The organism is Ruegeria sp. AWH4_226 (assembly GCF_056159225.1).
The window spans coordinates 21,296-47,293 of sequence record NZ_JBSWUU010000006.1 but is presented as its reverse complement, the minus strand read 5'-3'; the positions used below and the strand labels follow the sequence as shown (position 1 = coordinate 47,293).

General features: G+C 51.8%; 30 protein-coding genes. 6 read left to right on the top strand and 24 right to left on the bottom strand.

Annotation, left to right across the window (positions count from 1 at the left end):
- The 7 genes from ACXAET_RS22520 to ACXAET_RS22490 all read right to left on the bottom strand — a co-directional run.
- On the bottom strand, positions 1 to 1,044 hold a 1,044-nt coding region (locus ACXAET_RS22520; protein ID WP_475191005.1), incomplete at its 3' end, for a relaxase/mobilization nuclease domain-containing protein.
- Positions 1,041 to 1,460, bottom strand: a complete 420-nt coding sequence (locus tag ACXAET_RS22515; RefSeq protein ID WP_475191000.1) for a hypothetical protein — start codon at positions 1,458 to 1,460, stop codon at positions 1,041 to 1,043. The genes ACXAET_RS22520 and ACXAET_RS22515, both read right to left, overlap by 4 nt.
- Positions 1,461 to 2,336: 876 nt before the next feature.
- Positions 2,337 to 2,495 carry a hypothetical protein gene (locus ACXAET_RS22510; protein WP_475190997.1) on the bottom strand — a complete coding sequence of 53 codons (159 nt, stop codon included), beginning with the start codon at positions 2,493 to 2,495 and terminating at the stop codon, positions 2,337 to 2,339.
- 41 nt (positions 2,496 to 2,536) lie between these two features.
- Positions 2,537 to 2,824: a hypothetical protein gene (locus ACXAET_RS22505; RefSeq protein ID WP_475190993.1), complete on the bottom strand. Its 288-nt coding sequence runs from the start codon at positions 2,822 to 2,824 to the stop codon at positions 2,537 to 2,539.
- A gap of 60 nt (positions 2,825 to 2,884) precedes the next feature.
- Positions 2,885 to 3,241, bottom strand: a complete 357-nt coding sequence (locus ACXAET_RS22500) for a hypothetical protein (RefSeq protein WP_475190990.1) — start codon at positions 3,239 to 3,241, stop codon at positions 2,885 to 2,887.
- A 102-nt stretch (positions 3,242 to 3,343) separates the two neighbouring features.
- The gene (locus ACXAET_RS22495; RefSeq protein ID WP_475190987.1) at positions 3,344 to 3,901 is read right to left on the bottom strand and encodes a hypothetical protein; all 558 of its coding nucleotides are present in this window, start codon (positions 3,899 to 3,901) and stop codon (positions 3,344 to 3,346) included.
- A gap of 58 nt (positions 3,902 to 3,959) precedes the next feature.
- The gene (locus ACXAET_RS22490) at positions 3,960 to 4,832 is read right to left on the bottom strand and encodes a DUF932 domain-containing protein (RefSeq protein WP_475190986.1); all 873 of its coding nucleotides are present in this window, start codon (positions 4,830 to 4,832) and stop codon (positions 3,960 to 3,962) included.
- A gap of 726 nt (positions 4,833 to 5,558) precedes the next feature.
- Between ACXAET_RS22490 and ACXAET_RS22485 the strand changes: the two genes are divergently transcribed.
- Positions 5,559 to 6,194 carry a hypothetical protein gene (locus ACXAET_RS22485; protein ID WP_475190984.1) on the top strand — a complete coding sequence of 212 codons (636 nt, stop codon included), beginning with the start codon at positions 5,559 to 5,561 and terminating at the stop codon, positions 6,192 to 6,194.
- Positions 6,195 to 6,381: 187 nt separating this feature from the next.
- Here the strand turns inward: ACXAET_RS22485 and ACXAET_RS22480 are convergent, their stop codons facing one another.
- From ACXAET_RS22480 to ACXAET_RS22450, 7 genes are all read right to left on the bottom strand, one after another.
- Positions 6,382 to 6,579 carry a hypothetical protein gene (locus ACXAET_RS22480; protein WP_475190983.1) on the bottom strand — a complete coding sequence of 66 codons (198 nt, stop codon included), beginning with the start codon at positions 6,577 to 6,579 and terminating at the stop codon, positions 6,382 to 6,384.
- Positions 6,580 to 7,279: 700 nt separating this feature from the next.
- Positions 7,280 to 7,525, bottom strand: coding sequence for a hypothetical protein (locus tag ACXAET_RS22475; protein ID WP_475190981.1), 246 nt, complete (start codon positions 7,523 to 7,525; stop codon positions 7,280 to 7,282).
- A gap of 37 nt (positions 7,526 to 7,562) precedes the next feature.
- Positions 7,563 to 8,105, bottom strand: a complete 543-nt coding sequence (locus ACXAET_RS22470; RefSeq protein WP_475190979.1) for a hypothetical protein — start codon at positions 8,103 to 8,105, stop codon at positions 7,563 to 7,565.
- A 22-nt stretch (positions 8,106 to 8,127) separates the two neighbouring features.
- A complete protein-coding gene (locus ACXAET_RS22465) occupies positions 8,128 to 8,418 on the bottom strand; it encodes an addiction module antidote protein (RefSeq protein WP_475190976.1) in 291 nt (96 codons plus the stop codon).
- A 5-nt stretch (positions 8,419 to 8,423) separates the two neighbouring features.
- The gene (locus ACXAET_RS22460; RefSeq protein ID WP_475190973.1) at positions 8,424 to 8,717 is read right to left on the bottom strand and encodes a type II toxin-antitoxin system RelE/ParE family toxin; all 294 of its coding nucleotides are present in this window, start codon (positions 8,715 to 8,717) and stop codon (positions 8,424 to 8,426) included.
- 115 nt (positions 8,718 to 8,832) lie between these two features.
- Entirely contained in the window at positions 8,833 to 10,710 is a 1,878-nt protein-coding gene (locus ACXAET_RS22455; RefSeq protein ID WP_475190969.1) for a ParB/RepB/Spo0J family partition protein, read from the bottom strand.
- 240 nt (positions 10,711 to 10,950) lie between these two features.
- On the bottom strand, positions 10,951 to 11,172 hold the full coding sequence (locus tag ACXAET_RS22450) for a hypothetical protein (RefSeq protein ID WP_475190967.1): 222 nt from the start codon (positions 11,170 to 11,172) through the stop codon (positions 10,951 to 10,953).
- Between the two features lie 780 nt (positions 11,173 to 11,952).
- Between ACXAET_RS22450 and ACXAET_RS22445 the strand changes: the two genes are divergently transcribed.
- Complete coding sequence (locus ACXAET_RS22445; protein WP_475190964.1) at positions 11,953 to 12,324, top strand: hypothetical protein; 372 nt, start codon at positions 11,953 to 11,955, stop codon at positions 12,322 to 12,324.
- A 514-nt stretch (positions 12,325 to 12,838) separates the two neighbouring features.
- On the opposite strand, the gene ACXAET_RS22440 is transcribed toward ACXAET_RS22445, so the two are convergent.
- Genes ACXAET_RS22440 through ACXAET_RS22425 form a run of 4 tightly spaced genes read right to left on the bottom strand, consistent with a single transcriptional unit; the run spans position 12,839 to position 15,300 of the window.
- Entirely contained in the window at positions 12,839 to 13,033 is a 195-nt protein-coding gene (locus ACXAET_RS22440; protein ID WP_475190962.1) for a hypothetical protein, read from the bottom strand.
- Positions 13,034 to 13,043: 10 nt separating this feature from the next.
- Positions 13,044 to 13,652, bottom strand: a complete 609-nt coding sequence (locus ACXAET_RS22435) for a hypothetical protein (RefSeq protein ID WP_475190958.1) — start codon at positions 13,650 to 13,652, stop codon at positions 13,044 to 13,046.
- On the bottom strand, positions 13,649 to 13,957 hold the full coding sequence (locus ACXAET_RS22430) for a hypothetical protein (RefSeq protein WP_475190954.1): 309 nt from the start codon (positions 13,955 to 13,957) through the stop codon (positions 13,649 to 13,651). Before ACXAET_RS22430 ends, ACXAET_RS22435 begins: the two co-directional genes overlap by 4 nt.
- Entirely contained in the window at positions 13,954 to 15,300 is a 1,347-nt protein-coding gene (locus ACXAET_RS22425; protein WP_475190950.1) for a DUF3560 domain-containing protein, read from the bottom strand. Before ACXAET_RS22425 ends, ACXAET_RS22430 begins: the two co-directional genes overlap by 4 nt.
- A 696-nt stretch (positions 15,301 to 15,996) precedes the next feature.
- Here ACXAET_RS22425 and ACXAET_RS22420 point away from each other — a divergent pair.
- The 3 genes from ACXAET_RS22420 to ACXAET_RS22410 are packed head-to-tail and all read left to right on the top strand — an operon-like array spanning position 15,997 to position 18,025.
- Entirely contained in the window at positions 15,997 to 17,019 is a 1,023-nt protein-coding gene (locus tag ACXAET_RS22420) for a hypothetical protein (protein ID WP_475190947.1), read from the top strand.
- A gap of 40 nt (positions 17,020 to 17,059) precedes the next feature.
- Positions 17,060 to 17,527 (top strand): GIY-YIG nuclease family protein, encoded by a 468-nt coding sequence (locus ACXAET_RS22415; protein WP_475190945.1) that lies wholly within the window; start codon positions 17,060 to 17,062, stop codon positions 17,525 to 17,527.
- Between the two features lie 12 nt (positions 17,528 to 17,539).
- Positions 17,540 to 18,025 (top strand): hypothetical protein, encoded by a 486-nt coding sequence (locus ACXAET_RS22410; RefSeq protein WP_475190942.1) that lies wholly within the window; start codon positions 17,540 to 17,542, stop codon positions 18,023 to 18,025.
- Positions 18,026 to 18,301: 276 nt separating this feature from the next.
- On the opposite strand, the gene ACXAET_RS22405 is transcribed toward ACXAET_RS22410, so the two are convergent.
- Positions 18,302 to 18,631: a hypothetical protein gene (locus tag ACXAET_RS22405; RefSeq protein WP_475190940.1), complete on the bottom strand. Its 330-nt coding sequence runs from the start codon at positions 18,629 to 18,631 to the stop codon at positions 18,302 to 18,304.
- Positions 18,612 to 19,280 carry an AAA family ATPase gene (locus tag ACXAET_RS22400; protein WP_475190937.1) on the bottom strand — a complete coding sequence of 223 codons (669 nt, stop codon included), beginning with the start codon at positions 19,278 to 19,280 and terminating at the stop codon, positions 18,612 to 18,614. Before ACXAET_RS22400 ends, ACXAET_RS22405 begins: the two co-directional genes overlap by 20 nt.
- Positions 19,281 to 20,213: 933 nt before the next feature.
- Here ACXAET_RS22400 and ACXAET_RS22395 point away from each other — a divergent pair.
- Positions 20,214 to 21,266: a replication initiator protein A gene (locus tag ACXAET_RS22395; protein ID WP_475190933.1), complete on the top strand. Its 1,053-nt coding sequence runs from the start codon at positions 20,214 to 20,216 to the stop codon at positions 21,264 to 21,266.
- Here the strand turns inward: ACXAET_RS22395 and ACXAET_RS22390 are convergent.
- From ACXAET_RS22390 to ACXAET_RS22375, 4 genes are all read right to left on the bottom strand, one after another.
- Positions 21,263 to 21,508: a helix-turn-helix transcriptional regulator gene (locus ACXAET_RS22390; RefSeq protein WP_475190931.1), complete on the bottom strand. Its 246-nt coding sequence runs from the start codon at positions 21,506 to 21,508 to the stop codon at positions 21,263 to 21,265. The genes ACXAET_RS22395 and ACXAET_RS22390 overlap by 4 nt on opposite strands.
- Positions 21,509 to 21,633: 125 nt before the next feature.
- The gene (locus tag ACXAET_RS22385) at positions 21,634 to 22,296 is read right to left on the bottom strand and encodes a helix-turn-helix transcriptional regulator (RefSeq protein WP_475190927.1); all 663 of its coding nucleotides are present in this window, start codon (positions 22,294 to 22,296) and stop codon (positions 21,634 to 21,636) included.
- A gap of 202 nt (positions 22,297 to 22,498) precedes the next feature.
- On the bottom strand, positions 22,499 to 23,776 hold the full coding sequence (locus ACXAET_RS22380) for a helix-turn-helix domain-containing protein (protein ID WP_475190924.1): 1,278 nt from the start codon (positions 23,774 to 23,776) through the stop codon (positions 22,499 to 22,501).
- 1,194 nt (positions 23,777 to 24,970) lie between these two features.
- Positions 24,971 to 25,780: an acyl-homoserine-lactone synthase gene (locus ACXAET_RS22375; RefSeq protein WP_475190923.1), complete on the bottom strand. Its 810-nt coding sequence runs from the start codon at positions 25,778 to 25,780 to the stop codon at positions 24,971 to 24,973.
- Between the last annotated feature and the right edge of the window lie 218 nt (positions 25,781 to 25,998).

The following is a 25,998-nucleotide window of genomic DNA, read 5'->3' as shown; positions in this document are numbered from 1 at the left end:
GCCTTGCTCGATGTGTTGACGCAGCTCGCGCATTAACTCCGGAGACTTGTATTCAGGATCTCCCGGCTCACCATAATCATCGAAATGATGGGCTTGATCCAACAGATGCTCCATTCTTGATACCATAGGTTCTTGTCCTTCTATGAGCTTGATGGCGTACTCTTCGATCTTGTCTTTGATGGCGTTGGCGCGCTCATCAAAGACGTTCGACATTCTTGCGATGGATAAAAGCATCACATCGGCCGCCTTATCGCGGGCCGTGACTTCGATTTCCGGAGTGGTCTCTACGACGGACATTCCCTTTTGAACTTTCCACGTATCGGTCTCGACTTCCTGCCTTAATCCCCGCTCTAGGCGGGTGGTGGCGGTCAACTCTATTCCGTATTCTGCTGCTGCCTCGACCTGGATGTTTCGCTGTACGTCGATGTTCATTTCGCTGCTCATTCCCATGGCAAGCCACTTACCGTGTTCGACACCTCTGTTGTTCACAACGATATGGACATGGGGGTTATCAGTGTCGTTGTGTAACACGGTCAGATAGTCCCATTTATCTCCGAAATCGCCGCTGCCGAATAGTCGATCTGCGAACTCCAAACCGGCTTCATGAGCCGCGTCCGGATAGGTACCTTCGGGGAAAGAAACGATCATATGACGGGTGTAACCGTAGTTGGTTTTACCCGAAAAACCGGCTTCCCATTCTTCGATCAGATCCGCGACTTCATCGGCGTTCATGGGCGTGACGCCGTTCTCTCGAATGTCCAACACGCCTTCTGCCCTGACGGTCAGATAATTGATCTGGCGGCGCAGTTCTTGGGCGTTTTTCACGCCTCCTTTTCGAACATGTTTTACAACGGCTTCTGGCTTCCCGTACACAGCTCCAAGCCGTGCTTTTACGGACGAAGCCCGCGATACCATGAACTGCACACGTTTGGCGGTCTGCAACTGATGATTGATCTGCCTGGACCGATCAGAACCTTTCTGTGCGTCGTGAAAGGCAAGTTCCAACAAGTCTGCTGCGGTCATATCGCGGGCGGCTATGTTCATTCCTCAGGCGTCCAATCATCATCACGCAAGAGCCGGCGTATTGCAGAGTTTGGTTGCCTGTTCTGGCGTGCCGCTAGGATCAATTCCTTTAAGTCGCGGCGATGTTCGATAATCGCTCTGTGTAGAGTTTCGACATCGTGGCGGTCGTCATCTGTCCAGATCACAGTGCCGCGCTTGGCTGATTTCGCTAGCTGATTGAGGTTCGAGTAACCGCCCTGCACTTGTCTCAAATGTTTTTGCCACAGCGCGATCAAAGCCGGGTCAGGATCGAGATATCCGATTAATCGATAGATGAGACGATGGATAACTTGGTTGCGGCTTCGAAGTCCAAGTGAACGCCAGGAAATGTCTAGCTTTGATAACGCATCGGATTTTAGCCGGACGGAAAACACGGTCGTATCGGCGGATTTACTCATGTTGTTGATTCAGCAATTTTAGATTTGTATTACAACCACCTTATCCTGTCATAATCACCAAGAGTAAACCGATGCGATTTGGGAAATTCGTATTTTCCCACAATCGTGATCGGAGCAACTTTGCTCTTGGTGGCTATTTCCACGCCGGGAAAAGGGTTCCGTCCCTTTTCCAACCAATAGGCGTGGGTGCCGGTGGACTGGCGCAGGGCAATCACGCAAAGCGTGGGCTGCCCGAACAGCGCCTGTCACATTCCGGCACGTTAAATGCATTCTGCATTTTCTGCGCGCCGTGGCGCGCTCCGCTTCCCGACGCTTTAGCGTCGGGTGTCGACGGGTGGGTCATTGCTCTACCGGTGAGGTCATTGCTGTAACATATCGGCTGTGCTGCAGCCGCGTGACTTGTTGAGCTGGTTGGCTTTTACAAATCTGGTCGAGGATCTTGAATCGTGGTTACGGTACTGTGGCTGTCACGCGGCTTCGCGTTGGGTGGCGCAAATGGGGAATGAGCGACGAGCCTTTACGCTGGCTCTAACCTGTACGGTGGGATAGATGCTCAGAATGAGAAGTGTGAGATTTCAGATGTCGTGCGAAGTCGCGCTACCGGGGGTTGTACGCTGTGAGGGCTTGGGACTATCCGCTAGAGGTTGTTCGGATCGATTGCAAGATCTGTGGAAGGTCTGGGCAGTATCCGAAAAAGCGGTTCATTGAGCTGGTTGGTGCGGACACTCCCCTGCCGGCTGCGCTTAAGATTATTGCTAAGACGTGTGAGCGCGAGAAAGACGGTTTAGCCCTGCACAACCGGTGTGGTGCGGGCTATCCTGATCTGGTTAGATTATCCGAAAAGTGACGCTTTGAAGGGCTTGGAAAAGTCTGATTTCAGCGGGCTTGGATCGTAAAATGAGCGGCCCGGTCTGACTTCCATTTTTCGATGTTATGCCGATGCTCGATGTGCCAGAAAAAGGCGGAGATGACGGCTACAAGGAGTGAGCCGATGGCGACGATTTTGGTGGCAAAGTTTGCTGTCGGGTCTTGCATTGGGTCCCTCCTTCTTGTCTGAGTTTCTGGTTGCTGTTGGGTCAGTGCTGCCAGTTGTCCCGGCCATATCTTCGACCTAAAATCTTGATGCGGTCGTGTTGGTCAATGGGTGCGTTCTTGTGGATCAGTTCGCCGAACGGATTGACGCCATAGACTGCTACCTCGTCGTCACGAAACCCGTAGATGACAAACTTCCATGGTCCACGTCCGTGTTCACGAGTCTGAAAGTATCCGTCGTAATTCCTGCACTCCCATGCACCAGCCCACCAGTGTGCGCCGGGTTGGCCTTTTTCGCAGGGGTCCATTGGGATGAGGTCAAGCTGGTACATCGTTTCGATCCTGGATGAGTGATGAGAGACCGCTTTTGCGGTCTCTCTTTTTCTGCTTGCTTAGCAATCGATGAAGCTGCCGCCGCCACCGCCGCCGTTTCCGTCCCGGCCGCCGCCGCTGCATTTCAGGGCATCAACTTCGATACCGAGAAATTCGCTGGCCCAGGCGACCTGCTTCTTGCCGGTGTCGTCGTAGACGATGGTTGCGGTCAGACCGGGCGCAGTACCAACTTGGTAGATGGTGCTGGTTCCGCCGTGAGTGACGCGGACACCGGGGACGGTGCCATTGATCGAGCTTTCGTACTGGTTCCAGAATTCGATCTTTGCGCTGTGATCAATTACGCGACCGGCGTAAACCGATGTTGCGGTGATGGCTGTGATTGCGGCCCCAATGATCGCTACTTTTTTGATGTTCATGGTTTCTACCTTCCTTGGTTGGCTCTGAGAGGAGGACCGTCTGGGATGAGCCAAGACACAGACGGATTCAGGACGCGCGGCCTGTTAGGGCCAGCGCAGTGTTCAGTGAGTGATTACTTTTGGCTGATACGGGTCGAGCTGGTCGGCACCCGAATAGTTTGAGTAATCCACCATTGCTTCGCGTAGCGAGACCAATGGATGACTGTCAAAATCGTCACTCCGCTTAGAGTTGTGCGGGTTGCGGTCGTCCAAGTCCTCGTGGATAGCGAAGGTCAAATCCTCGGCTAGCTCCGTGAATTCGACTGCCGGTACGGGGTGATGGTGCGTTCGTGGAAACTGACCAAAAGCGACGTCACCTGCGAGAAACCCTTTTCCGGTTTCTATGGCGATCTGGCGCGCAACCCGCACAATGTCCTCGACATTCCATTCATCGTGAACGGCAATTGCCAGATATTCAGGCGCGTCTTTGGTGCCTTCATTCTTTCTGCCGTAGATGCTCCAGAACTCGACTTCTCCCGCTTCGCATTGAACAACGCAGCCTTCGCTTTCGTCGTTGCGGCATGGTGTGATTTCGAACCATTCAAATTGATCCAATGCGTCACCTTCACACAAATTGCTGAAACGCTGGTGCGCGGGCATGGCGATGATTTCGGCTTTCATGGTCTCTGCTCCAAATTCGTGAGGTATGCGCGGCCCGGATCGAGCCGCGCGCTGTGCTTCATGCTGCGAGGTTTTCGCCTTTCAGCTCGGCCATCTTTTCGGTGAGGGACCAGATTGCCCGGTTCAGGGCTTTGTTCTGGTCGATACCTTTGACCCCACGGGTACGCTGTCGACGTGTGCGTCCATTGACATCTTTCACGCGTCCATGCAGTCCGCCTTTGATCACGTTCTCCTGCAGGACGTTTCCTACAGTCCACAGATCGGTCAGGCGGTCAGCGTTGCGACGGGTTTTCAACAGTGCATCGGCCTGAATGGGCGCTGGCTTGCCTTCGTCCTTGTGTGCATCGGGAAAACGCAATTCGTGAACCACATCCGCAAAAACCTTGCGCTCGGCGGCGTCCAGCGTGATCCCTTTGAAGGCTTCAACTTGCTCGGCCACATGCGGGGCATCTTCCAGAACGGTGTATGCACCCTCGATGACTTCGTGAATGGCGTCACCGGAATGGCGAACTTTCACTTCGTTAAAGCTGTCACCGACCATCAGGCCGTTGGCGCAGACAAACCGAAAGAACCCCGGCACCATCTGGTACGACGATGTTCCGTCATTGGCGTTAACCAAGATGATTTCAAAGGCTTCGCCTTCAGCATTGGTGATGGAACGGTGACGCAGGCGCAGCATGTGCTTTGTGAACTCTGCCTTGCCAGCAATTCGGGTATTTGCCTGTTGTGCAAAGAACGGGTCAAAGCCTTCCTTTCGCAGACCGGTCAATACGTCGATTGTCGGGACCGCAACAAAGCGATCAGAGCGGCTTTCATGGGCCTCAGTCGCAAAAATCGAAGGTACGGCGGCGCGCAGTTGATCGTCGGTCAGGGCTTCTCCTGTGACCAGACCACCGCAGGACATTCCGCTCATGTAACGATTATAACCCATTGACTTACTTCCTTTCTTTCTTCGTGGCGATGCGGTTGCCGATGTGTCCCGGCTATCCGCTATGGGCGCGGCCTTCTGATCTGTTAGCTGAAAGACCCCGTGTCTTTCGGCTGGCAGAACAGGAAGGGCAAAGCCCTGCCTGTGGCCTGGGGCGGGACTGTCATGGGGTCGGAGCGGCAAAAAAATGGGAGGGAACCGCGCGCTTGCGCGTGGGAGGAACCGGTTTTTTTGACGTGGAGACGACGCGCGCAGCGCGGCGCTTGCCCCTTGACCGGCCCGACACAGGATGCGGGCGGATCGGGCTGATGGGGCCGGCCGAAGGTCGGTCACAGCGGCCCCACTATTGGATAATGTCAGGGTTGGGGTGAGCGCGCTTTAGCGCGTCGATCCCCTGCCCTGTCCAAAAATCAATGCGAGCCGCGCGCCTCGCGCGGATCTCCTGAACCCCTCGCAAAAGCGGGCGTTACCCTATGGGCCGAAACAAGCATGTCCTGGCGACCATTTGGCCGCGGTTAAGCTGGCTCGGGACGAGACGGCTTCACCGCCGCCTGGGCCAAAGGGAGAAAGGACGTGATTGGTTCGGGTCGGAGGCCGGTGTGCCGGCGTCCGACTAGCACGCGGTCACGCGCCACAGGCGCGGGATTTGCCCATCTAGAAACCTTTGTTTGGACCATTCAACTCGATGCAGTAATAAGGCGTAATAAGCAGCCAAAACAGGGCAGAGACATGATTAGGCCGGTCAAGAAATCCATTCGAACCTTGGAATTAACCGAACGAAACAAAGACACTAAAGTCTATCGAGAACATCGAAAGGTCTTAGCAGCTCTTCGAAAAGTGTGCGCCGATGATGAGACCGGCATAACGATGGGCTTTGTAAAAGAATTCGAGACAGCCGATGATGACAGGGATCTATTCGTGACCGCCCTTGGAGTGGATTTGCAGCGAGCGGTAAGTGAAGGCACCGTATATGACTTAGGTGTCGTGACAAACGATATGATTGCTATGTGGGCTCAAAAAGCGGAGCGACATCCGATTGAGGAACTGCCTTGGGATGGTCCTGACGCTGTATTCGTAGCCACTCACCCAAATGAGGTGACCTTTAAGGAGACCGTTTCGGTTTACTACGTTCTGCGTAATCTAGACGGAACTTTGCAAATCACGGAACTTTTGTTTGCCGCGAAGAACAAGAACTTTTTGGTTTATACATCGTTGATTGCGCAACAACCGCTTGGATCTACGCTGGAAGTATCGGTGATAGCCTGGTCGCATCAACCGGACTCTGAAACCGTGGGATCTGTTCTCAATCCGGTTTTGATGGCGGTGGCGTTTCTTGCCGAATCCAACAAGACAAGACTTTCTTGATTGTTGGGCGGATAGCGGATGTGCAGACCAATGCTATTTTGATGGCAAAAGGATTGTCATGTGTGCAGTGCGCTCAACTGTACAACGAGAATGAGAGAGGGCTTGCCAAAAGCTAGCTTTTGGCGCTTTGGGTCCGGCCTGGAGCCGGAGCACAGAAAAGGGCGACTTGTGCCGCCCTTCCCTTCCGTTAGTTTTGGTCGTCGTCGTCATTCCGCTTTGGGAAAGCCACCATTTCGACGCCGGGGAACATATCGTGTTTGACCTGGATCGAGGTGATGTTGTCGTTCTCGTCGGTATTTACGAAGGCGACACCGCAGCGGTTCCAGTAGTTCTTGCCGTCTTTTTCGCCGGTTTTGACGTTCAGTTTCAGAGTTTGAGTTGCCATTGTTTGATCCTCGTTTTTGAGTGTTTCGATGAACATGGAAGAAGCGGGCATAAAGGGGTTGTCAGCAGGTAATTTGTTTCGCGAGGAATGCGCCGTAGGCGCAGGGGAAATTACCTGTTGAAGCGGAGTGCCCGGAACGGGGGCTGCGCGTCTACCCCGACTGCCCGATTATGTTCATCAGATAAGAAACACGTGAACGAGGATCTTCACTGGCAACGGGTTTGAGGCTGTCAGACCGTGGGAAAAGCAAGAACTACTGGAACCGCTGCGCACGGAATACCTGAAGAATGAGAAAGGCGGCAACATCACCTCGATCCGAGACGAGCGGTTAGAGTAGATCAACGAGCTGGTGGCTTTCCCAAAGCGGTATGACTTGCGGTACAGGGGTAATGTGCGGGTTGGCGCAAGTCGCCCTTTTTTGGTGGCGGAGGTGTAAGGCTGGATGGTCCGGCCCTGGGCCGCGTTTCGCGGACCAGGTTAACAGCCGGACTCAATTTGCTCTGGTAGTTCCGGTTGCGATGCGTGAGTTGGGCGCCGGCCGCGGTGGCGGCCGTCACAGCGAAGCGACCAGTCGCGCTGGCGCGTGGGGCATTTGCCCCAGGTGCCAAGGGACAACACCGGCACATCAATTCAGGTGAAAAGAAAAAGAAAAAGCCCGCCGGAGCGGGCCAGTGTCTCTCGCCACGAGAGGTAAAGACTGTCAATCTGTTCTTGGACGTGACCATTCCGGCCACTTGTGTTTTACAAGTGCCAGGGCGACCCTTGCGGCGTCGGATTCTGAGAAATAGACGCGTTGTGTAAGCTGTTCGGTTTCTCCGCGCGAAAACACGACTTCTAGTTCAGGGTCGTCGAGTGTTGCGTCCGCAGAATTGTTAACACTCCAATCCATTACTTGTGATGCTCGGAATTGTACGTTTATGCCATCGGTGGTTTTGGCTTCGATCATTTAGCGACCTCTTTTGGTGTCATTTGGATCAAGTGGGTTATCGATTGCGCGCCCGATCGACAACGCCATCATAAGTGATGGCTGTAATCCGGTCCTCTGTGCGACGGGTCATCTCTATACCGTCACCTGTCATCGTTGTCTCGGCGTGTTCGGTCCATTTGAAAATGCTGCCATCGGCTTCAACGTGGGTTTCATCGTCTGCGGAACGGCGTTTGACGGAACCATCATGGCGAACCTCAATGATTGTGCCATCGGCCATACGAACGGTCACAGAATGATCATCGACCGCCACACCTTGCCACCAGATTTCGGCATCACGACGCACAACAATCCGATTGGGATGCAGCTTGATTTGTACGTCTTGAGTGTCCTCCGCGTCAGCGGCTTTGACGACAACAATTGCCTCCTGCTCAGCAGGGGCACCATGAATAGACGCGCTGCCGTTCTTCGGCGGCCAGAATTTCGGCTCGCTGCGCTGCCGTTTGTTCTGGTCTTTATGAAAGGCAATGTACATTTGCGCGGATTTCCAGACACGGCGAATGGTCTTTTCGACTGTCGAAGGAGCTGCATCGGTGGACATGGTCGTTTGCCTTCCTAAAGGATTAGCTCACATGCATTTTCGGGGTGAGCGTCACACCCACAGCACTCAGCACTTTCAGCACTGTGCCAAATTCGGGATTGCCGTTTTCGCTAAGTGCGCGATAGAGGCTTTCCCGAGACAGGCCAGATTTGTCGGCCACACTCGACATTCCTTTTGCCTTGGCAACATCGCCAAGCGCCGCTGCGATCAGGGCCGTGTCACTGGTTTCAAAAGCTGCCTCAAGATAGGCTTGAATAGCTTCGGGGCTGTCCAGATAATCAGCCGCTTCAAACTTCGTTGTTTTAACACCCATGTTTTTCACTCCAACTCTTTTGCCATCGCTTTGGCTGTTTTGATGTCCGCTTGCTGGGATGACTTGTTTCCCCCGCATAGCAAAATAATCAAAACCTCGCCGCGCGATACGTAGTAAACGCGATACCCCTTACCTTCAGAGATACGCAGTTCGCTTACACCTTCACCAACCGGCTTCACGTCACCGGGATTGCCCAGGCTCAATCGCGTGATGCGAACCAAAATCTTGGTCTTCGCCCTTTGGTCCTTCAAGCTCTTGAGCCAATTGTCGAACAGGTCAGTCTTACGAATTTCTATCATACCTAAATGTAGCCTGCAAGCTACATCCTTTCAAGCCGAAACAGTGTAAAGTGATGAATTAAAAGCACAAAACACCGATGGAAGGCAGGGCGAATTTCGCCCTGCCCTTCTGGTTTCAGAAGCACTCGGGAACCCAAGCATCGATGCGGGCTTTCTGCTCGGCGGTAACGCGCAAAGCCTTTTGATGCTCTGGATCGTTGAACAGCTTGTGCATTGCTTCGTTTTTCTCGCCTTTCTTGGACTTGCTGAATGCGCGGTAGTCGTCGGTATCCATGTGCAAATCCAGAAGGTCTTTGTACAGTTCGTCCAACTGTACAGCTTTCAGCCGTTTGAAGCAGTTCTCAGCCGATGGCGTCCAAATCGAGCGAATATCAGCACCGACGTCAGCCGCGATTTCTGCCATGAAATCTGGGTTCTGGGTCGTAAACCGACGCGCAAGAAACGCAGTGATTTCGCCATTGCGGACCTTTTTGCCCAGATCGCGGAATGCCTTGAACGCTTCGACGCTGCCTTTTCCGGCCATTTCCTGAAACTGGTCATAGGCTTCCTCTGCGGCCTCGTCCCTTTTACCGCCAAGACGCGGATCAAGAGCAAACTGTTCGTCAATCTCAGGGGTGTTGTTCTCTGCCCCACCGTAGCCGAAGCCGAACAGACTGGTGTAGTGACCGGATGCCGGTGTTGCATAGAAGGCAAACAGGCTCAGAACATAGTCGGGCTTGTCCAGCATTGCCGTTTGAACAGCCGCCAACCGGATCGCTTTCATGTCATCAATGAATTTCTGCGAGAATGCCGGTTTTTCATCTTCTGATGCTATGGACTTTGACGGTTTTGAAGGGGCGTCGATGAACTCCTGTTCAATTGCCTCTGCCTGATCCTCTGGTTTAATGAGGCCGCGCAATGCGGAGATTTCTCCATTGTGACGGACATAGACCATGATCCCGGCAAGGGCTTTCTGTTCAGGTTGATACTCACCATCCAGAACCTTATGCAAGGCGTCCAGTTCGGCCTGACCGGCTTCGTCTAATGCGTCGCAATCTTCAAGTTCGGCCAATTCATCAAACCGTTCGGCCTGTTCCTCGGTCAAAACGCCTTCAATTGGCGAAGTTTGATCATAACCATATGTACGGTGAACTTCGTAGAAGTAAGGGCTGCTTTCGTCGGTGGTTGTAACCCATGACCAGCCTTCCGCTTCGCGCAACTTTTCGGCTTCTTTGACCAGTTTTTCAGTAAACAGACGTTCGAGCAATTCAGGGTCATTGAACAGGGTTTCGTCCTGAAACAAGTCACTGGTGACTGTTCCGCCAGCTTCTTCAAATGCAGCTTGTCCGACGAACTTTGCCTTTCGATCTGTGTTACGCACCGAGTCGGGTGTCAGGGCTTGGCGCACATAATATTCATTGTGCAGCCGCCGCGACTTCACGCCTTCCAGAACTTCAAGGATTTTGGTTTCGTCGTCACTGATAGTCATCGCCTTAGCGATGCCTTGGCTGATTTCACCGGCTTTTACTGCGTCCAAGACGGGTTCGGGCAGATCGGCCAGCGCGAGGCGGCGACGTACATGGGCTTCTGTTACACCGAATGCGTTGCTGATCTTCGCGATTGACAGAGATTTAGCTGCCATTTTTCCGTAAGCGCGTACCTCGTCAATCGGGTCCAGTTCTTCACGCGCAGTGTTTTCAGCGTTCGCCCACTGCTCGGCAACAAAGGGGTTATCGGTAATTTTGACCGCCACCTGCGCTAGATCGGCGCGCTCGGCCACTGCGATATTCAAGGCGCGCAAACGGCGACCACCTGCGACGATGGCGACTTTACCGTCTGCATCCCGCAAGCCGCTGAGGTTTTGGATCAATCCGCATGTGACAATGCTTTCAGCCAGAAGGGCAATTCCTTCGTCAGATACGTCCTGACGCGGGTTAATGTCAGACAGGTACAGGTCGGACAGTGCAACGGTTTCGATGGTTTCCGGTGCGGTGAAAGTTTCATGTTTGCTCATTGGGCAAGTCCTTGTTTCGTGGCTAAAGTTTTGTTATTGGTGCCCTACCCCGTTCGGGGTAGAGCGGGGCCGCTTAGGCGGCTGCTTGGGTTTTCAAAAAGGCGAGGCCGATCTTGGCGGACAGTCCTCCCTTTTTGATCAGTGCATAGGCTTCGCGCTTACGCTGTTCGATCATTTCGATGCTCATGGTATTCACCTCCTTTCGTGCGCAAGTTGCGCAGTGGCCGTTTCAAAGCAGGGCTATTCGTCTACGCTGAAAACGACCGTTTCATCCTCGACCGTGTAGGGTACGGCCTTGGATAAAAGCTGTTCGATGGCGGTGGGTGGAATCGAAGGAAACGTGCTGGAAATCACGTTCATCAATTGGGGGCGGTCATCTGCAAAATGATAGCCATTTATGGCCCATGCAATGATGCCCGGTGTGTGAACCAAGCTGGATGATCCAAGACGATATTCAGTCATATCAACTCTTTCTTCGTGGCGATGCGGTTGCCGATGTGTCCCGGCTATCCGCTATGGGCGCGGCCTTCTGATCTGTTAGCTGAAAGACCCCGTGTCTTTCGGCTGGCAGAACAGGAAGGGCAAAGCCCTGCCTGTGGCCTGGGGCGGGACTGTCATGGGGTCGGAGCGGCAAAAAAATGGGAGGGAACCGCGCGCTTGCGCGTGGGAGGAACCGGTTTTTTTGACGTGGAGACGACGCGCGCAGCGCGGCGCTTGCCCCTTGACCGGCCCGACACAGGATGCGGGCGGATCGGGCTGATGGGGCCGGCCGAAGGTCGGTCACAGCGGCCCCACTATTGGATAATGTCAGGGTTGGGGTGAGCGCGCTTTAGCGCGTCGATCCCCTGCCCTGTCCAAAAATCAATGCGAGCCGCGCGCCTCGCGCGGATCTCCTGAACCCCTTGCAAAAGCGGGCGTTACCCTATGGGCCGAAACAAGCATGTCCTGGCGACCATTTGGCCGCGGTTAAGCTGGCTCGGGACGAGACGGATTCACCGCCGCCTGGGCCAAAGGGAGAAAGGACGTGATTGGTTCGGGTCGGAGACCGGTCTGCCGGCGTCCGACTAGCACGTGGTCACGCGCCACAGGCGCGGGATTTGCCCGTATCGAGATACCCGCCAACATACTACCGGTTTCTCGGTAAAAATAGTGTGCCGCTTATTGTGAATTGCCGTGGCTTCATGGGTTCCTCTATCAAGATTTCAACTTGCATGCTAGCAGCTAAGAAACGGGGAGTTCTCATTGAAACAACTACTTATGGCAATAATTGCTGTGCTCGGCGTTGCACCAGTTTCTTCGAGTGCGGGAGGGGCAAACAATGTGTATGAATTTTGTCTGTCTGTACGATTTCTTGACGCTGTTACCAGTGGCGAAGAAAACATTTTTTTTACACAAAAAGATATAGAAGATATTGTTAGCATCGAGAAAATAAACCACGTGCTTTGGCGTGTCACTTTAGACTGCATAGAGGAAAAGGACGAGGCTGTAATAGAGCTGTTAGCTATAGCGAATGACTGGGAAACTTTAACTCGGGCTGAAGCGGAAAGAGAAATTATCAACGGCGCGATAATCAATTTGACAGCCGAATTGCATAAGCACTTCACTAGGTTTTGACGCTTCTACATCATGGTGCTGCAGTGGCAGGACGATCGGAACGGTTGCTAGTTTGTTAGATCCCGGATCAGGGACATGCCGCCCCGGTGGGCGATGCTCTAGTCAACATGCGTGGATGTATGTGTTCTCGTTTTATTGCATCGATCCCCTACCCTGACCAAAAACCAATGCGAGCCGCGCGGCTCGCGCGGATCTCCAATAGGACTCCATCAAATCTTTCTTCGAGAATGGCGGTCATGCTGTAAGCCGGTCATTGAGGCGGGATCGGCGGTTTTCCAGTTCTGACAATTTCGACCTTGGGAGATAATTCGTCGGAACCGGAGCAGACAACTAAGCGAACACACCAGATTGAGAGCGGCTTGGCTGTGGTAAACCGCCGATCCTGGCCGCAATCGCGGCCCCATGCGCGGGTAGCGCGCAGTCCTGGCCAATTGGGGCTGTTAGCCCCTGTTCGCCGGGACAATCAGGGGGAACAGACTAAAGCGCGCCGTACATGACGGCGCGCTACTGATCGTCAAACCTCTTTGCCGTCGCTGTCAAACCGGCGTACTAATTGAAAATCAATGAAACCGGACGAAATAAGATCAGCAAACTGTTGGCGTGCTTCGTCGGAATCGGCGTATGTGGCCGGATCAGCTCCATCCGGCAAGTCGATCTCAAAAAACTGCATTGCATCGCAAGCGATCCTGACGATGGGTTTTGTAGACATTGGTTTTCCCTCAGCGGCGGATTCTGATTATTTTCGTATGAACGCTGGCCGTCGCAAAGGTGTCTGGCGGCAAGGTTTCGAGTTCTTCGGCCTCATCGTGGTGGAAAGTGACTGGGACCAGGGCAACAAGGGTTGCCGGTTCGTCATGCCCACCCCGCGCTAGCAGGGACAAAGCTGCCTGGATGTGGGCGCGTACTTGCTTAAATGGCGGGTTCATGATGATGCGGGGAAACTGCGCGCGGCCTGTGACGTCCTCTGCATATTCGAGAAAGCAACGGTTAATCGTCGGACCAATGGCGCGCAGTTTTGTCGCAAGCGTGTTGTGGCGCTCGATCATGGTCAATTCGCAAGTGCTGTGACCTGATGCGATTAGCGCCTTTGCAAGCTGGCCGGTGCCTGCGCTTGGCTCCAATGTCAGATAATCACCTTGCGGCCCGAGATAACCGACCATTCGCGCAGCAACTGGATCAGGCGTAACATGGCATTCGGTGAACTTATCAACGGCGATGATTTCAGGGGCGTTCAGCTCGTCCAGCTTGGGCGCGTCTTGTCGCGCCCTAACCGGTATGGTTAGGGGCTTTTTTGGGCGGTAATAGATGCTTGGGCGGTTCTGAGTCATCTTGCTAGCCTTTCAATTTCATGGACGTTCGTGGCTCGATTGACAATCCGTTGCGCCGTATTGGCCTCAATACCGGTCTCCATTAAGCGGCGCATCGTAACCGCTTTGCCCAGAACGGACAGGCGCGAAAAACCCTCTTGCACGTATTCCAATGGGTCGGCTTCTACGATCTGGCATTCACCCTCAGTGTGGCCGTGCTTGATTGCCTTTCGCCGCATCCCCTGCAAATTCTGGGGTAAGATTGCCGCGCCCTGAGTGAGCGCGACAGCGTAGGTGTAAAGGTGGGTTTCCCAATGACGGGTCATTGCGCAATTTCCTCGTCAAAATCGGCGGGGGCTTCATGCTGCTTTTGATCGGTGATCAGGATAGCAGCCCAACCGGCCGAGAAACGCGGGCCTTCGTGGTTTGGGTTCGGTGCGATCCGGACCCGGAAAGCGCCACAAGCTGAAAGCCGCGTTCCCTTATAGTCGGTGCCAATTTTGGCAAATTCGGCCTTCGTCATTTCCACCTGTGGCACAAACTCAACTGTCTTGTTCCAAGGATTGCGCACCAGGAATTGACCGTTTTCAGCTTTGAAATTCAGAATAGGCGGTTTTGCAGGTTTCTTTTCAGGCGGCACATATCCGCAAGACTGCATCAAGTCGCGCCACTCGTCGGCGGATAGCTCGACGGTGCTGCCATTGGCAATATGAGCGGGCAAAGGGGCGTCGCACTCGATAGAAAATAGATCATCATCGACCTTCTTACCCTTCGGCTTGTCTGCACCGTGTTCGCGGACAAACATTTGCAACAGGGTTGGCGTGATTTCGCCCTCAAAACGTGGCACTTCGCCCAGCATTTCGCGTTCATATGAAAGGCGGTTCAAGGTGTGAGTGATCCACCGCGAAAGGTTGTCGCTTTCGATCACACGGCGGTTTGCCGCGATGCTGCGGGCCTTTGCCTCGGCTGGCGTGGTTTCGCCGCTCTCGACTTCTGAATACAATCCATACGAGGCTAGATGCCCAAAGCCGCAAAGGGCCTTTATCTGTTCGTCTGTTTCAGCCTTGTCCCAAATCTCTAGGGCCTTGTGCGCATCGTTAATTCGGCGCTGAAGGCCGCGCAGTTCAGCCAGTAGTTTCTTGATCCGGCGCGCGCGCACCTTGGGGTCATTTTTCCGGTTTGCATGGTGCTCGACCCCCGCCGCGCGATATTGCCAATAACTTATTGCACTATGAGCCTTAACGGCGTTGTCCATTGCGTTGTGCATCCGCTCTTGAGTTTTGCGGGCTTTGCGCTCCGAGTGATGCCCGACAAGGATAGGCTGACCAAATTCGAAGGCGCGGGACAGTTCGTTAGCTGCCCGGTGAAATGCGTTTGCCTGTTCGGCGCGTTTCTGTGCGATCCCGTCGAGGCGATCCGCTTTGATCTGCGCTCGTTCGGCCATTGTGGTTTCTTCGGGTTCAATCTCACCTGCAAGTTCAAGTGCAAGGTTTTCGCGGGCAACGGTCCACATGGGCGCAACAAAAAGCTCCTGCTTAGGTGCCCATTTGAAACCTGCGGCCATGACGCGCTTGAATGTGTCGTCATCCAATCGAACAGATGGATATAAACGGATTTTGTTGTCCTCGGGGGAGTAAGTTGCAGTGATATCAATATCAATATCAGCCATTCGTGGCGTCTCCTTATCGTGGCGATGCGGTTGCCGATGTGTCCCGGCTATCCGCTATGGGCGCGGCCTTCTGATCTGTTAGCTGAAAGACCCCGTGTCTTTCGGCTGGCAGAACAGGAAGGGCAAAGCCCTGCCTGTGGCCTGGGGCGGGACTGTCATGGGGTCGGAGCGGCAAAAAAATGGGAGGGAACCGCGCGCTTGCGCGTGGGAGGAACCGGTTTTTTTGACGTGGAGACGACGCGCGCAGCGCGGCGCTTGCCCCTTGACCGGCCCGACACAGGATGCGGGCGGATCGGGATGATGGGGCCGGCCGAGGGTCGGTCACAGCAGCCCCACTATTGGATAATGTCAGGGTTGGGGTGAGCGCGCTTTAGCGCGTCGATCCCCTGCCCTGTCCAAAAATCAATGGGAGCTGCGCGCCTCGCGCGGGTCTCCTGAACCCCTTGCAAAAGCGGGCGTTACCCTATGGGCCGAAACAAGCATGTGCTGGCGACCATTTGGCCGCGGTTAAGCTGGCTCGGGACGAGACGGATTCACCGTCACCTGGGCCAAAGGGAGAAAGGGCGTGATTGGTTCGGGTCGGAGGCCGGCGTGCCGGCGTCCGACTAGCACGCGGTCACGCGCCACAGGCGCGGGATTTGCCCGTATCAAGATATCCGCAAACATGCTACGAAAAACAAAACTACAGGATTGCCCATGCTGTTCAAGAAGATCCTTCTACGATATCGAAAGTCGCTGTCAGATGAGGAGGTAAACCCGACAATTGATCCTATTCATATGGTGGGTTCAACCGAGCTTACGAGGGCTTTTCGTCAAGAGGCATTTGACGACATTTCCGGTGCGAAGGTGTATCTGCTGGACGGGGCAGCTTGTGACTATGCAGACAGTTTCAGGGAAGAATTACAGGACTTTAAATTTGATGAGGCAAGCTCTCCGAAGGTAACGAAGTTCCTTCAAAGCGTGGAAATGCCAACTGACCTGGTGTGGGTAGAATACGATCAACGATTGTTGCAGCAAAGTAGAATAAACCGTGGGCATGTTCCTGATCCAGATTACACGAACCCTGATGAATTCGGGCTGCGTGGTCTTCTGTTTGACAACAGGTCAGAGGACCATCTGAAGGTGAAAATGTTCCGTACCGATGGAGATATGAGGGTTATAGATCCTGCTCTTTGGGCTGAATTCCCTAAGAAGGTTCGAGTTGATAGCACGTTTGAAACTGCGAATATCGTCCCTAGTCCACACATGGTTGATTTTTACACTAAGATGCGGGTCTCCGATGAGATCATGCGGGAAATATTTGATCAGGAGCGCGGAGATGTAACCTATGAAATGGTGATCGGGTTTGTTCTTTTCGCGCTTTTGGCTTCTCCCGAAAACGGTATCGTGGAAAAGGAAAAAGCTTCTCTAACCACGAAGGAGCAAAAGACTGCTAGGAAGTTTAACAAACCATGGATGACGGAGGCGCTGCGGTCTCATGTGACGATCCGAATAGGCAAAGAAGCAGAACAACATTTGTCGGAGCAAAAGGCTCGACGTGCATTTGAAAATTCACGAGGTGGGCCGCGATCGGGACCAGTTGAACATTGGGTTAGTGAGCATGAAAGACGGTATGCGAACGGAAAAATTGTTAAGATTAAAGCACATAAACGCGGGCAACCTGTGTCAAGCGAAATACCCACACGGGTCATGGGCCCGCGCTCAGCAAGAGAACAGTAGTCAAAGGTAAGTGACCTTTTGGTTTCACTAGGATCGATTGATGAGAAAGAGCCGAAGTCGTAGAAGATCAACCGGCATTCGCTGGCTAGATACCCGTACCAAGATTGGTACCGTATATCTTATGGTCAGTAGAAACAATCCGGAGTTATTCAAGATCGGTTTCACTCAACGACTGACAAATGATAGGCGCCGAGAACTGGAGAGTGAATCAGGTGAAAGGCTGTTTATTGCGTATACTGTTTCAATGCCCTGGGCGTATACTGCCGAACAGCGATTGCTTTTGTTCTATCGTCGTCGCCTGCGCGGATCTGCGCGTGAGCTAGGAACAGAGTGGTTTCGTCTTAGACGTTGGGAAAGTCTTCAGGGCGTGTGCAAGCGAATAACTAGAGTAGCCAGGCTAACTGAGCTGGAAGCGCGTATTAAGTTGTCGTGGCCCAAAGGTGTTGGAATCCGTAATTACACAAGCCTAAATGTGCTTGAAACGGCTAAAAAACCCAGACTCCATTAAAGGTACATAGTTATGATCGAAGGTCTCAAAAATTATTTGGTTGGCTGCCTCAATGCTCCTGCTGTTGAAGGTGATGATCCTGAAGGATGGACGAACAGTAGTCTAGCTCGTGTTTTTTTTGACGGAAAAGCGTGGTTTTATGATTTACCGAATGAAACCACCATGGATCAATTTGCAAGAGCTGCTGTTAAAGAATTCAATGCATACTGTTGGTTGGTTGCGGAACATGAGGTTGAGGGTTGGATGCGAGTTGAACTTGATACTGAACCAATGCCTGATGATTTCTGGGATGAAGAAGAAGACGAAGATGAGAAGTTCAACCCTGAGGAACTACAGTTTATGGAGGGTGTTGAGCAAGGTTTCTTTGATCTAGGGAACGCGAATGCTGATAATCCGTTCGATCGCTTAACTGATGCTACGCGGTACGCCGGATGGAAAGCGGCTTCGGAGAGCAAAGGTGGACCAGTGGAGATTAATTTACCGTCTAAGCGATGTTGAAGTCGCTGGTTCATGATACTGATATGATATTGAGCTAAAAAGAAGGCCCACCGAAGTGGGCCAGTTTTGCCTTTTTCACCACGAAAAAGATACTCAAATTGCACTATCATGACGCGCGTTTGGCGTCTATTCAGTTACACGTGATAAGGGGTACTTATCAGAACCTTTTGGCGCCGCAGGAATGCATTGCAGTTGTGGTCGTACTAGCGCGATAAAGCGCGTTACAGCAATCGACACCTACTATGCTTGGTTCTTTTTGCACTCCCTGAGTGTCCTCTATCTACGTCTTCCATCGATTTCATCGTATGGGGGAATTTCAACGCCCCCTGCCCTCAAACAGTGGAATAGAAACTCCTTTTTTCCCATCCCCCGCTTTTTAGCCTCGTCGTCGAAAGCTTCCTTTATTGGAACTGGGAAGTTGGTAAAGCTGAACTGCGTCCTGGGGGCATTCTTCAAAGCCTGCGCTTCGGCGCGTCCGGGTGAAGGCAGCCCAATAGCCATTTTCCTGAGTGTTTCGTTCTCTGAGATCTCTTCCACCGTCGTCGGCACATGAGTGCCTTTTTCTTCTTTGACGGCTTCGCTTAGGTCAAGCTGCAACTTCGCCATCTTCACCTCCATAGAAATTTAGAGCTTTTCGAATCTGTAGCTCAGCCAGAATAAGCTTCGCTGCTTCCTTTGCAGACCTTTCTGGCCCCCTACCCGTCGTCGTCATTTCTTTGAACCCTGTGCGATGTGCACAGACCGCGTTAAGTCTTGGTATTCCCTGCTCATCGATCGCGTCGAGAACCACTTGAGTGATGTTCGTTGTCGTGTCGATATCCATCATGACCACAAAGCTTTTGATGTCTTTGTTCATGTTCTCGGCGACGCTTTGGACGTGCGAGTATGTTTTGATCGCGCCTTTTGCGTCGCCTTTGTTCGCCTTTGATGGGATAAGTACCAATCCTGCTGCGTTTATAGCATACACAGCCATTGCGCTCTTGAAGCCTGCAGTATCGATAAGGATTGCGTCATACTTGTCGTTAGAGTTTTTTAGCTTTTTGATTGCCGGCATCAGTTGCTCATCGTGTTTAACGAACAAGTAATCCACGTCTGTCACGCCCATGGCGGCCCAATCGTATAGATCGTCTTTTGGATCAGTATCGATGACGGCAATTTTTGCTCCATCCGCGACCATCAGTGATGCAAGGGATATAAGTAGGGTTGTTTTTCCTGCGCCACCTTTCTCCTGAACTACCGTAATAATCTGCGTCATGACTGCCTCATTATATGTTTTGTTAGACTATAGTGGGTCATAGGTAACCCATAGTAGATAACCGATAACTCCCAACAAATAACAGATAACAGTCAATACGCAAGGCATAAATAACAGATAACAGTTATTAGATATCGGGTTGGCTTTCCGGAACACTCCGAGACTTTAGATACAGCGCTAAGTGAATTGGACCTGAATCATCTCGGCCCGTGGCCTTCGTCGCACGTAATAACAGGTAACACATAACAGTTTATTGTTACGTGTTATCTAGTATCAGTTATGTGTTAACACTCGCGACCAACCCGCTCTTTTGTTTTATATAATGTTTACAGTTTTATACTAGTTCTCAACGTACAGTAGTTAACAAATATCTAATAACACTTACCACTTACCTGTTATCTAGTCGGACCCACTTAAGTCCGTTTCTAAGCCTCTGTGCCACACCCAAAGGGTCTCAATTTGTCAGGGTAGGGAGACCGCAAGCGTGTGTTAGATTCGTGTTATATAGGTGTTAAGCTGTGGAAAATCGTTTCTAACGGCATGATCTTAAACCGAAAATTTAATACGGTGGTGGGTAAAACCCCGAATACCGGTGTGTGAAACCCCGAAACCTGGTGGGTGAAACCCCGAATCTTTATCAGTCTGGTAAACGTGGGGGTGTTCTCCTCATCTCTTAAAAAAGAACTCTAAATGTCGCTTATAACGGAGATTTTTTCATAACCGGTCATCTTATCGAGTCTGCGAAGGATCTAACGACGATGTTTACTGTCTTTTGAAGGTCAGGGCTGAGTCGACGGGTGTGTGAAACCCCGAAGAGACTTTAATGGTGTGTAAAACCCCGAAGAGACTTTAATGGTGTGTAAAACCCCGAAATGCGGTGTGTGAAACCCCGAATCTCTTGACAGGGTGTGTAAAACCCCGAATATCACCGATATGGTGTGTGAAACCCCGAATCCAGAAGATCATCTTCTTCCAGAAAGGCGTCCACAGGATGACCTATTTATCTGTGACGTTGCCGATGCGGTTCTGAAGGACGTGATGCCACACATGGAGCATCCTGTTTTCACGCTTTCCAAAAAACCAGATCTTGCCGTCAAGCGGTATGACCACAATGGTAACTGGCTTGAGATCACGCCCAGCGTCAAAGGTTTGGCGAGTATCTATGACAAGGATATCCTGATCTACTGTATCAGTCAGATCATGCACAAATACCAAGCTGGGGAAAAGGTATCCCGCCGCGTTCGCTTGAACACTCGGGATTTGCTCATCTTCACGAACAGGGGGACGGCTGGGAAGGATTACAAAGCTATAGTAGAGGCGTTGGATCGGTTGGCCGGCACCAGGATCAGCACCAATATCAAGACAGGCGACGAAGAACAGTTCGATACTTTTGGGCTAATAGATGCCGCCTCAGTTCGCCGTAAGCACGGAAAAGACGGTCGCTTGCTTTGGTGTGAAGTGCAAATTTCCGATTGGGTGTTTAATGCTATCCGCGCTCAGGAAGTCCTCACTCTGCATCGGGATTATTTTCGGCTGAGAAAACCTATTGAACGACGCGTCTATGAGATTGCGCGGAAACACTGCGGCCGACAGTCAAGCTGGTCAATAAGCCTTGAAAAACTGCACAAGAAATCCGGGTCAAAGTCATCGGTAAAGGAGTTTCGGCGTTCCATCAGATTCCTGGTCGATCATGACCATCTGCCAGATTACACGCTAAGTTTTGCGCCGGAGAGTGACATCGTTCGCTTTGAAAATCGGGGCACAATGCACTCGGCAGGGCAGGGGGTCTTGGAAAGCCAGAATATCACCGTGTCGTCAAGAGGATACGATATGGCTCGTGCAGCTGCCCCAGGCTGGGATATCTATTCTCTTGAGCAAAGCTGGCGGGAATGGATGAGCGACGGCGGTTTAGACGCTCCTCGAGACGCAGACAAGGCTTTTGAGGGCTTCTGCCGCAAATGGTTTGAAAAACGCGGGTCGCCTTAGAGTATCTTCGCTTGGCTTGCTTTAGCGATCAGGCTGTAGTTGCTCTTGCATCCGGTCCTAACGCGCGATTGTCGAAGCCTAGTTTTTATAGCCAACTGAGTAACGCCAAGGGCATTGGAGATTTCTTCGATGTTCATATCACGGGCCAGTAGCTTAATAACTTCTATTTCTTTCTCAGTAAGATTTTGCCCGCCGTCGACCTCGGTGAGAAAACTGTCGAACCAGGTCGAAAGGGTCGCCATTTCATCGTCTGTAAATTTCCGGTCACTCCTAACCATAGACAGGAGAGATTTATTTATTGCCCTGGTGCGAGTGAACGTAGGGTCAGGATGCAGCGCTTTGAAAATCAATGCATCCTGACCCTAGCTTACAGCAAACTTGCACGAGTGGCTTTGTCGATCAGGCTACTGTTGCTCCTGGCACCGACACGTTTACGTGCCGACTTTAATCTTGCTTTGACGGCCGCCGTTGTAATGTTCAGCTCATCCGCAATTTCTTTAACGCTCTTGCCCAGAGTTAACCTACGTACTACCAACACTTCTTTGTCGGTCAGCTCGACTATCTCGGCCGCCAAGTCGACAAAAGCGTCAAACCATAGAGAAATTTCGTTTATCTCTCGGTCGGTAAATTCACGGTCCCACCGGGAAGTTGTTAGAAGGGACTTTCTAAACTTACGTGTTCGGCTGAAGGATGCACCATATATCAAGCCGTATTTTGCGCTCGCTCGAAAAATCTTCCATGGATCAGGGACACGTATCTCTGACCATCGTTTGGTCAACGAAATAGAGGATAGTGCAGACAAAACGATTGGATCTTTGGATACATAGTTATTTTCCATATACTCACGTTGCCAGTCTCTGTCGTAGGTACTGTCGTAGTATTTGAATCCCAGCGGTGTGTAATTGATGATAAGGGTGAAGCCAGAGTTGGCTAGGCTGCATAACCATTTTCGATCTTCCACGTAGTTACCAATATTCGTGGGCTGAGCCACGGTTACTATCGGGCCGTTTACTTCGCTAGGATCGTACAAGCATTGATACTCCGCAAAACCAAAGCAGAACTACATTTTTGATAGTTCGTTGGGAAGAGTCAGCTCTTGGCTTGTCCAGCGTGGTTCATCCGATAGGGTAGGGTACTTCCGCTTTTTGTGTGCACCTTTGTTTCGCGTTTACAAATACTTGAGCGAGTGCCGATGCGCGAAACTCAAGGATCGCTCAAAACGGCGTTACGTTTCATTTGTCGGACCTCAACATGTGCTCATCCTCTTTTGCGCGGCGTGCCAAGAGTCCCATGAAGCTGGAAATTAGGTTCAGGTCGCCTTTCTGGTCTGCTTTTACCATGCCACGAAAATAACCTCCGGGGCTTACAACAGGGGGTTGCTTTGGATCTGACAACCTTGCATCTGCTATCAGGCCGGCGACCATCGCGCCTATTGGTTGAAGCTGCTGTAATGCCTCCTGCCATGCTGATAAATTGGTTCCTACTTCAGACAATCGGGTCCATGTGCCTGTCTCGATGTCGTACCACGTAGGAGTTGGATTTTCCGTCCCGCCACCAGCGATGTCGATGTGCATTCGCAATTCTGGTGAAGCAAGCTCATAAAACAGCCTATTGCTGATCTTGGGCAGCTTTTCGGGATTGTGCGCTTCGGAATCCGTTTCATACTTGCTTTCTAAGCAACGCGGAGGGCCGTCAGGCCCGGAGCCTGAACAATTTGGTTCCGAGGCGTTAGCCGAGGGCCTTGTTATCTCGCCATCGGCGTTACAGGACAAAATATTATCTTCTATTTGGTCTTGTATATGGCACCCGAAACCAGCTTCGGGTTCACCCGAAATATTAGTGGGTTTCTTCACAAAGGATTCTGCTCTTTTCCACAGATCATGTGCTGCCTGGACATGCGCAGCGAGGCGTTCCAGCGTCATGTACTTCAGCTTGTCAGCGCGCGGCCATGACCGAAACTCATCCATAAGCTCGTCAGAAGCTTCAGGAGGGCAGGGGAGCGCCGTCAGAGCGGTCAGAGTGACTTTGACGTAGCGATACAGCCGTGAGCGGTCTCCACGCAGCTCGTCGTGTTGCTTCTTCTCTGCCCGATCCTGTTCCTCGACATCCAGCATATCAGGAATGAGGTTCAGGGCAGGGGTCAGGTAGAGGCCAAGGCCCTTGCGCTTGCATCTGGCACCATTCGCGCCAAGCCTGCGAGCCAACAGGCCGATGCGTTCCAGCTCGCGCTCGTGGTTGTAGATGGTTTTGTCTGTCAGGCCGCGCATGGCTATGAGCGTTTCCTGTTTGGCATAGCAGAACGGTTCTTGTGAAACGTCCCGAAAGGCAGTCGGAGAAATCAGGTCGATGATGATTTCAAGTGTTCGAATGCACTGAGCAGACAGCCCCATGATCTGTGCGTATACAACGCACAGTTGACGAAACCGGTCACGGTTCCAGGCTTGGGGCAATCCATTGTGATAGCGCGTTGTGGGCTGCGCCTGAGCCGTTGCAACGTGACGGAAACTCATGCCTGAGACCTCACACGCTGAGTTGTGTTGTTATTTTGCGCGTCATTGTTGAGGGCGCACTTCGCCTGTTTTTTCGTTTTCATGCTCTACTTCCTCGTCGTGAAGCAAGGCGAAACGGGCCCCAAAAGCTGGCAAAACTTTTCTGTTCGCACAAATGCGTTTTTTTCTTGCCTGTCTTGTGGGAGGTGCGCTATGAATTAGGTGACCAAACCGTATTCATAGAGATCCCCCCCGTAGAGGCCCCGCCTTGCGGGGGTTCTTATTTTAAGGGTCTTGGTAACTCCTTCCGATTCTCTTTGTCGTATGTGGCTGACCCTATCAGTATCATGGTTACGTCACTAGACTTGGTAGGGCTGGTCATGATCGTTAGCTACAAGTTGTGGCGGTCAATATTGGACTAATTCAAAGCCATATCGATCAAATGTGTCTGACCACTCGACGCCAACGCCTCTGAAACTGCTTGGACACTGCTTCCGTAGTGGAAGCCAATTCGGCAGTTGAGAAGGGATACGATTGGACCAATGAAAATTGGCGTTCTCGTCATAAGTGCCTACGGATAGATCTAGTTGGACCTCGCATCTTCCGTCTTTCTCTCGAACTCTGTTGCTATAGTGCTTGATGTGTATGACGCGTATCGATCTGATTACATCGTAGTCAGCTGTAGACAGGTCTACTGCTGCGGGGATGGGCGCCAACGTATTCCAGGATTTATCCGTATAGTTAACTGTTGTTGTCTGTAATTCATCGATGGACTTTGGCAACTCTGGATAAGGTTTAAGGCTTGTGCGTTTGATCGCATCTAACCGCTGCATATACGTTTGTTCTGACGTTCCAGTAGAAGCATCCAAAGGGCAGCGCCACATTTGTAGTGGAGGCTCGACCGGGTGAGGTGTTATTCGTCGGTTAAACTCGTCTCTGGCTGCGTTACAATCGGCAGAGCTTGGCCAACCTCCGGCAAGACAAAGAAATATTGCGCAATCTATTGGATATGCTTGCGAAGCTGTTGGAACGCCGATTGTCGAGGACATAACCAGTAGTGCTAGCTTGATAGATTTCGACTTTTTGGCCATAACTGTTCTCCGTGACTTGAAAGCACGACATGGTTGAAGATGTCATGAACGTTGCAATCGGTCAACGCGGTTATACTGACACGTTTGCATATTTTCTATCTCAATGCATTGTCCTTGGTGTCAGTTAGGGCAAGTTTACACGCAGAAACGTGGTTGCATCAGGTTCGTGGCGTTTCCAAGGGATGGTCCAATGAACCTGTTCTTCGCCTGTGTTCCATTTGTAGACTATTCCAACTCGATCGCTTTGGTCGTTGAACAGTTCGGCTACCGGGTCGCCACTAGTCTTGTTGGTTGTCACGTTGGATTTGATATTTTCCGGAATCTTCGGCGTTTGACAGACTTCTGTCGAAAACGCCAAGAAGGTCGAATGCTGATCTGAGACCAGATTACCGAGCGGTTTTGGGGAGTAACCCATCATTTTTGCCATTCTCATGAAACTTGGTGCGCCGAGAAACAAGCAACGCTTGGCGCCAACAGATAAAAGGTATTCGTTGGCCTTGATTAGAACATGCGGTGCAATTCGAATTTTTCCGTTCGAAACTATACGTGTCAGTTCCCAGGTGTCGGCCGATACCGGTGGCGGTAGGAAGCATAGGTTTGACGGAATACCTTCGATACGCTCTAGATAAGCGTCACGGATCATGTAGGAATGCGGGTCGGGGCTTAACGCGTTAATATACTCTTCTCGGTCCGTTCTGAGGAGACGTGCGCCACCAAGAACCTTTTTGGTCTTCTTGTCGATCGCCAGAACGTATTTTGTTAAATGGCAATCATATTCGTCATATTCCGTCCCCATGATGCTGTCTAAATCCCAGCCCATGTGCTCACAGAAGACCGAACTGCGCATTCGATGAAATTGGTGGCGATACACTTCATCGTCTGCAGTGCAGTTGAAAGGTATTACTTTAACTTCGATTCCAGATTCCACTTTCACCACCTTCTCTTGTCGTTGCTGACGACGGTTGCAGCTTGGTTAACGAGAGGTGTACGGGCGAAAATTCCGGTGGGTAAAGTATTGATTTGTCAAACCTATACTTTGGTTAGGTTAATAAATTTGTGACTTGACAAGCTTGCTGTTTAACGAAGTGGGGTAATTCAAAATACGCAATATGATGACATTTAATTGATGCGAAATATATACATTACATCAAT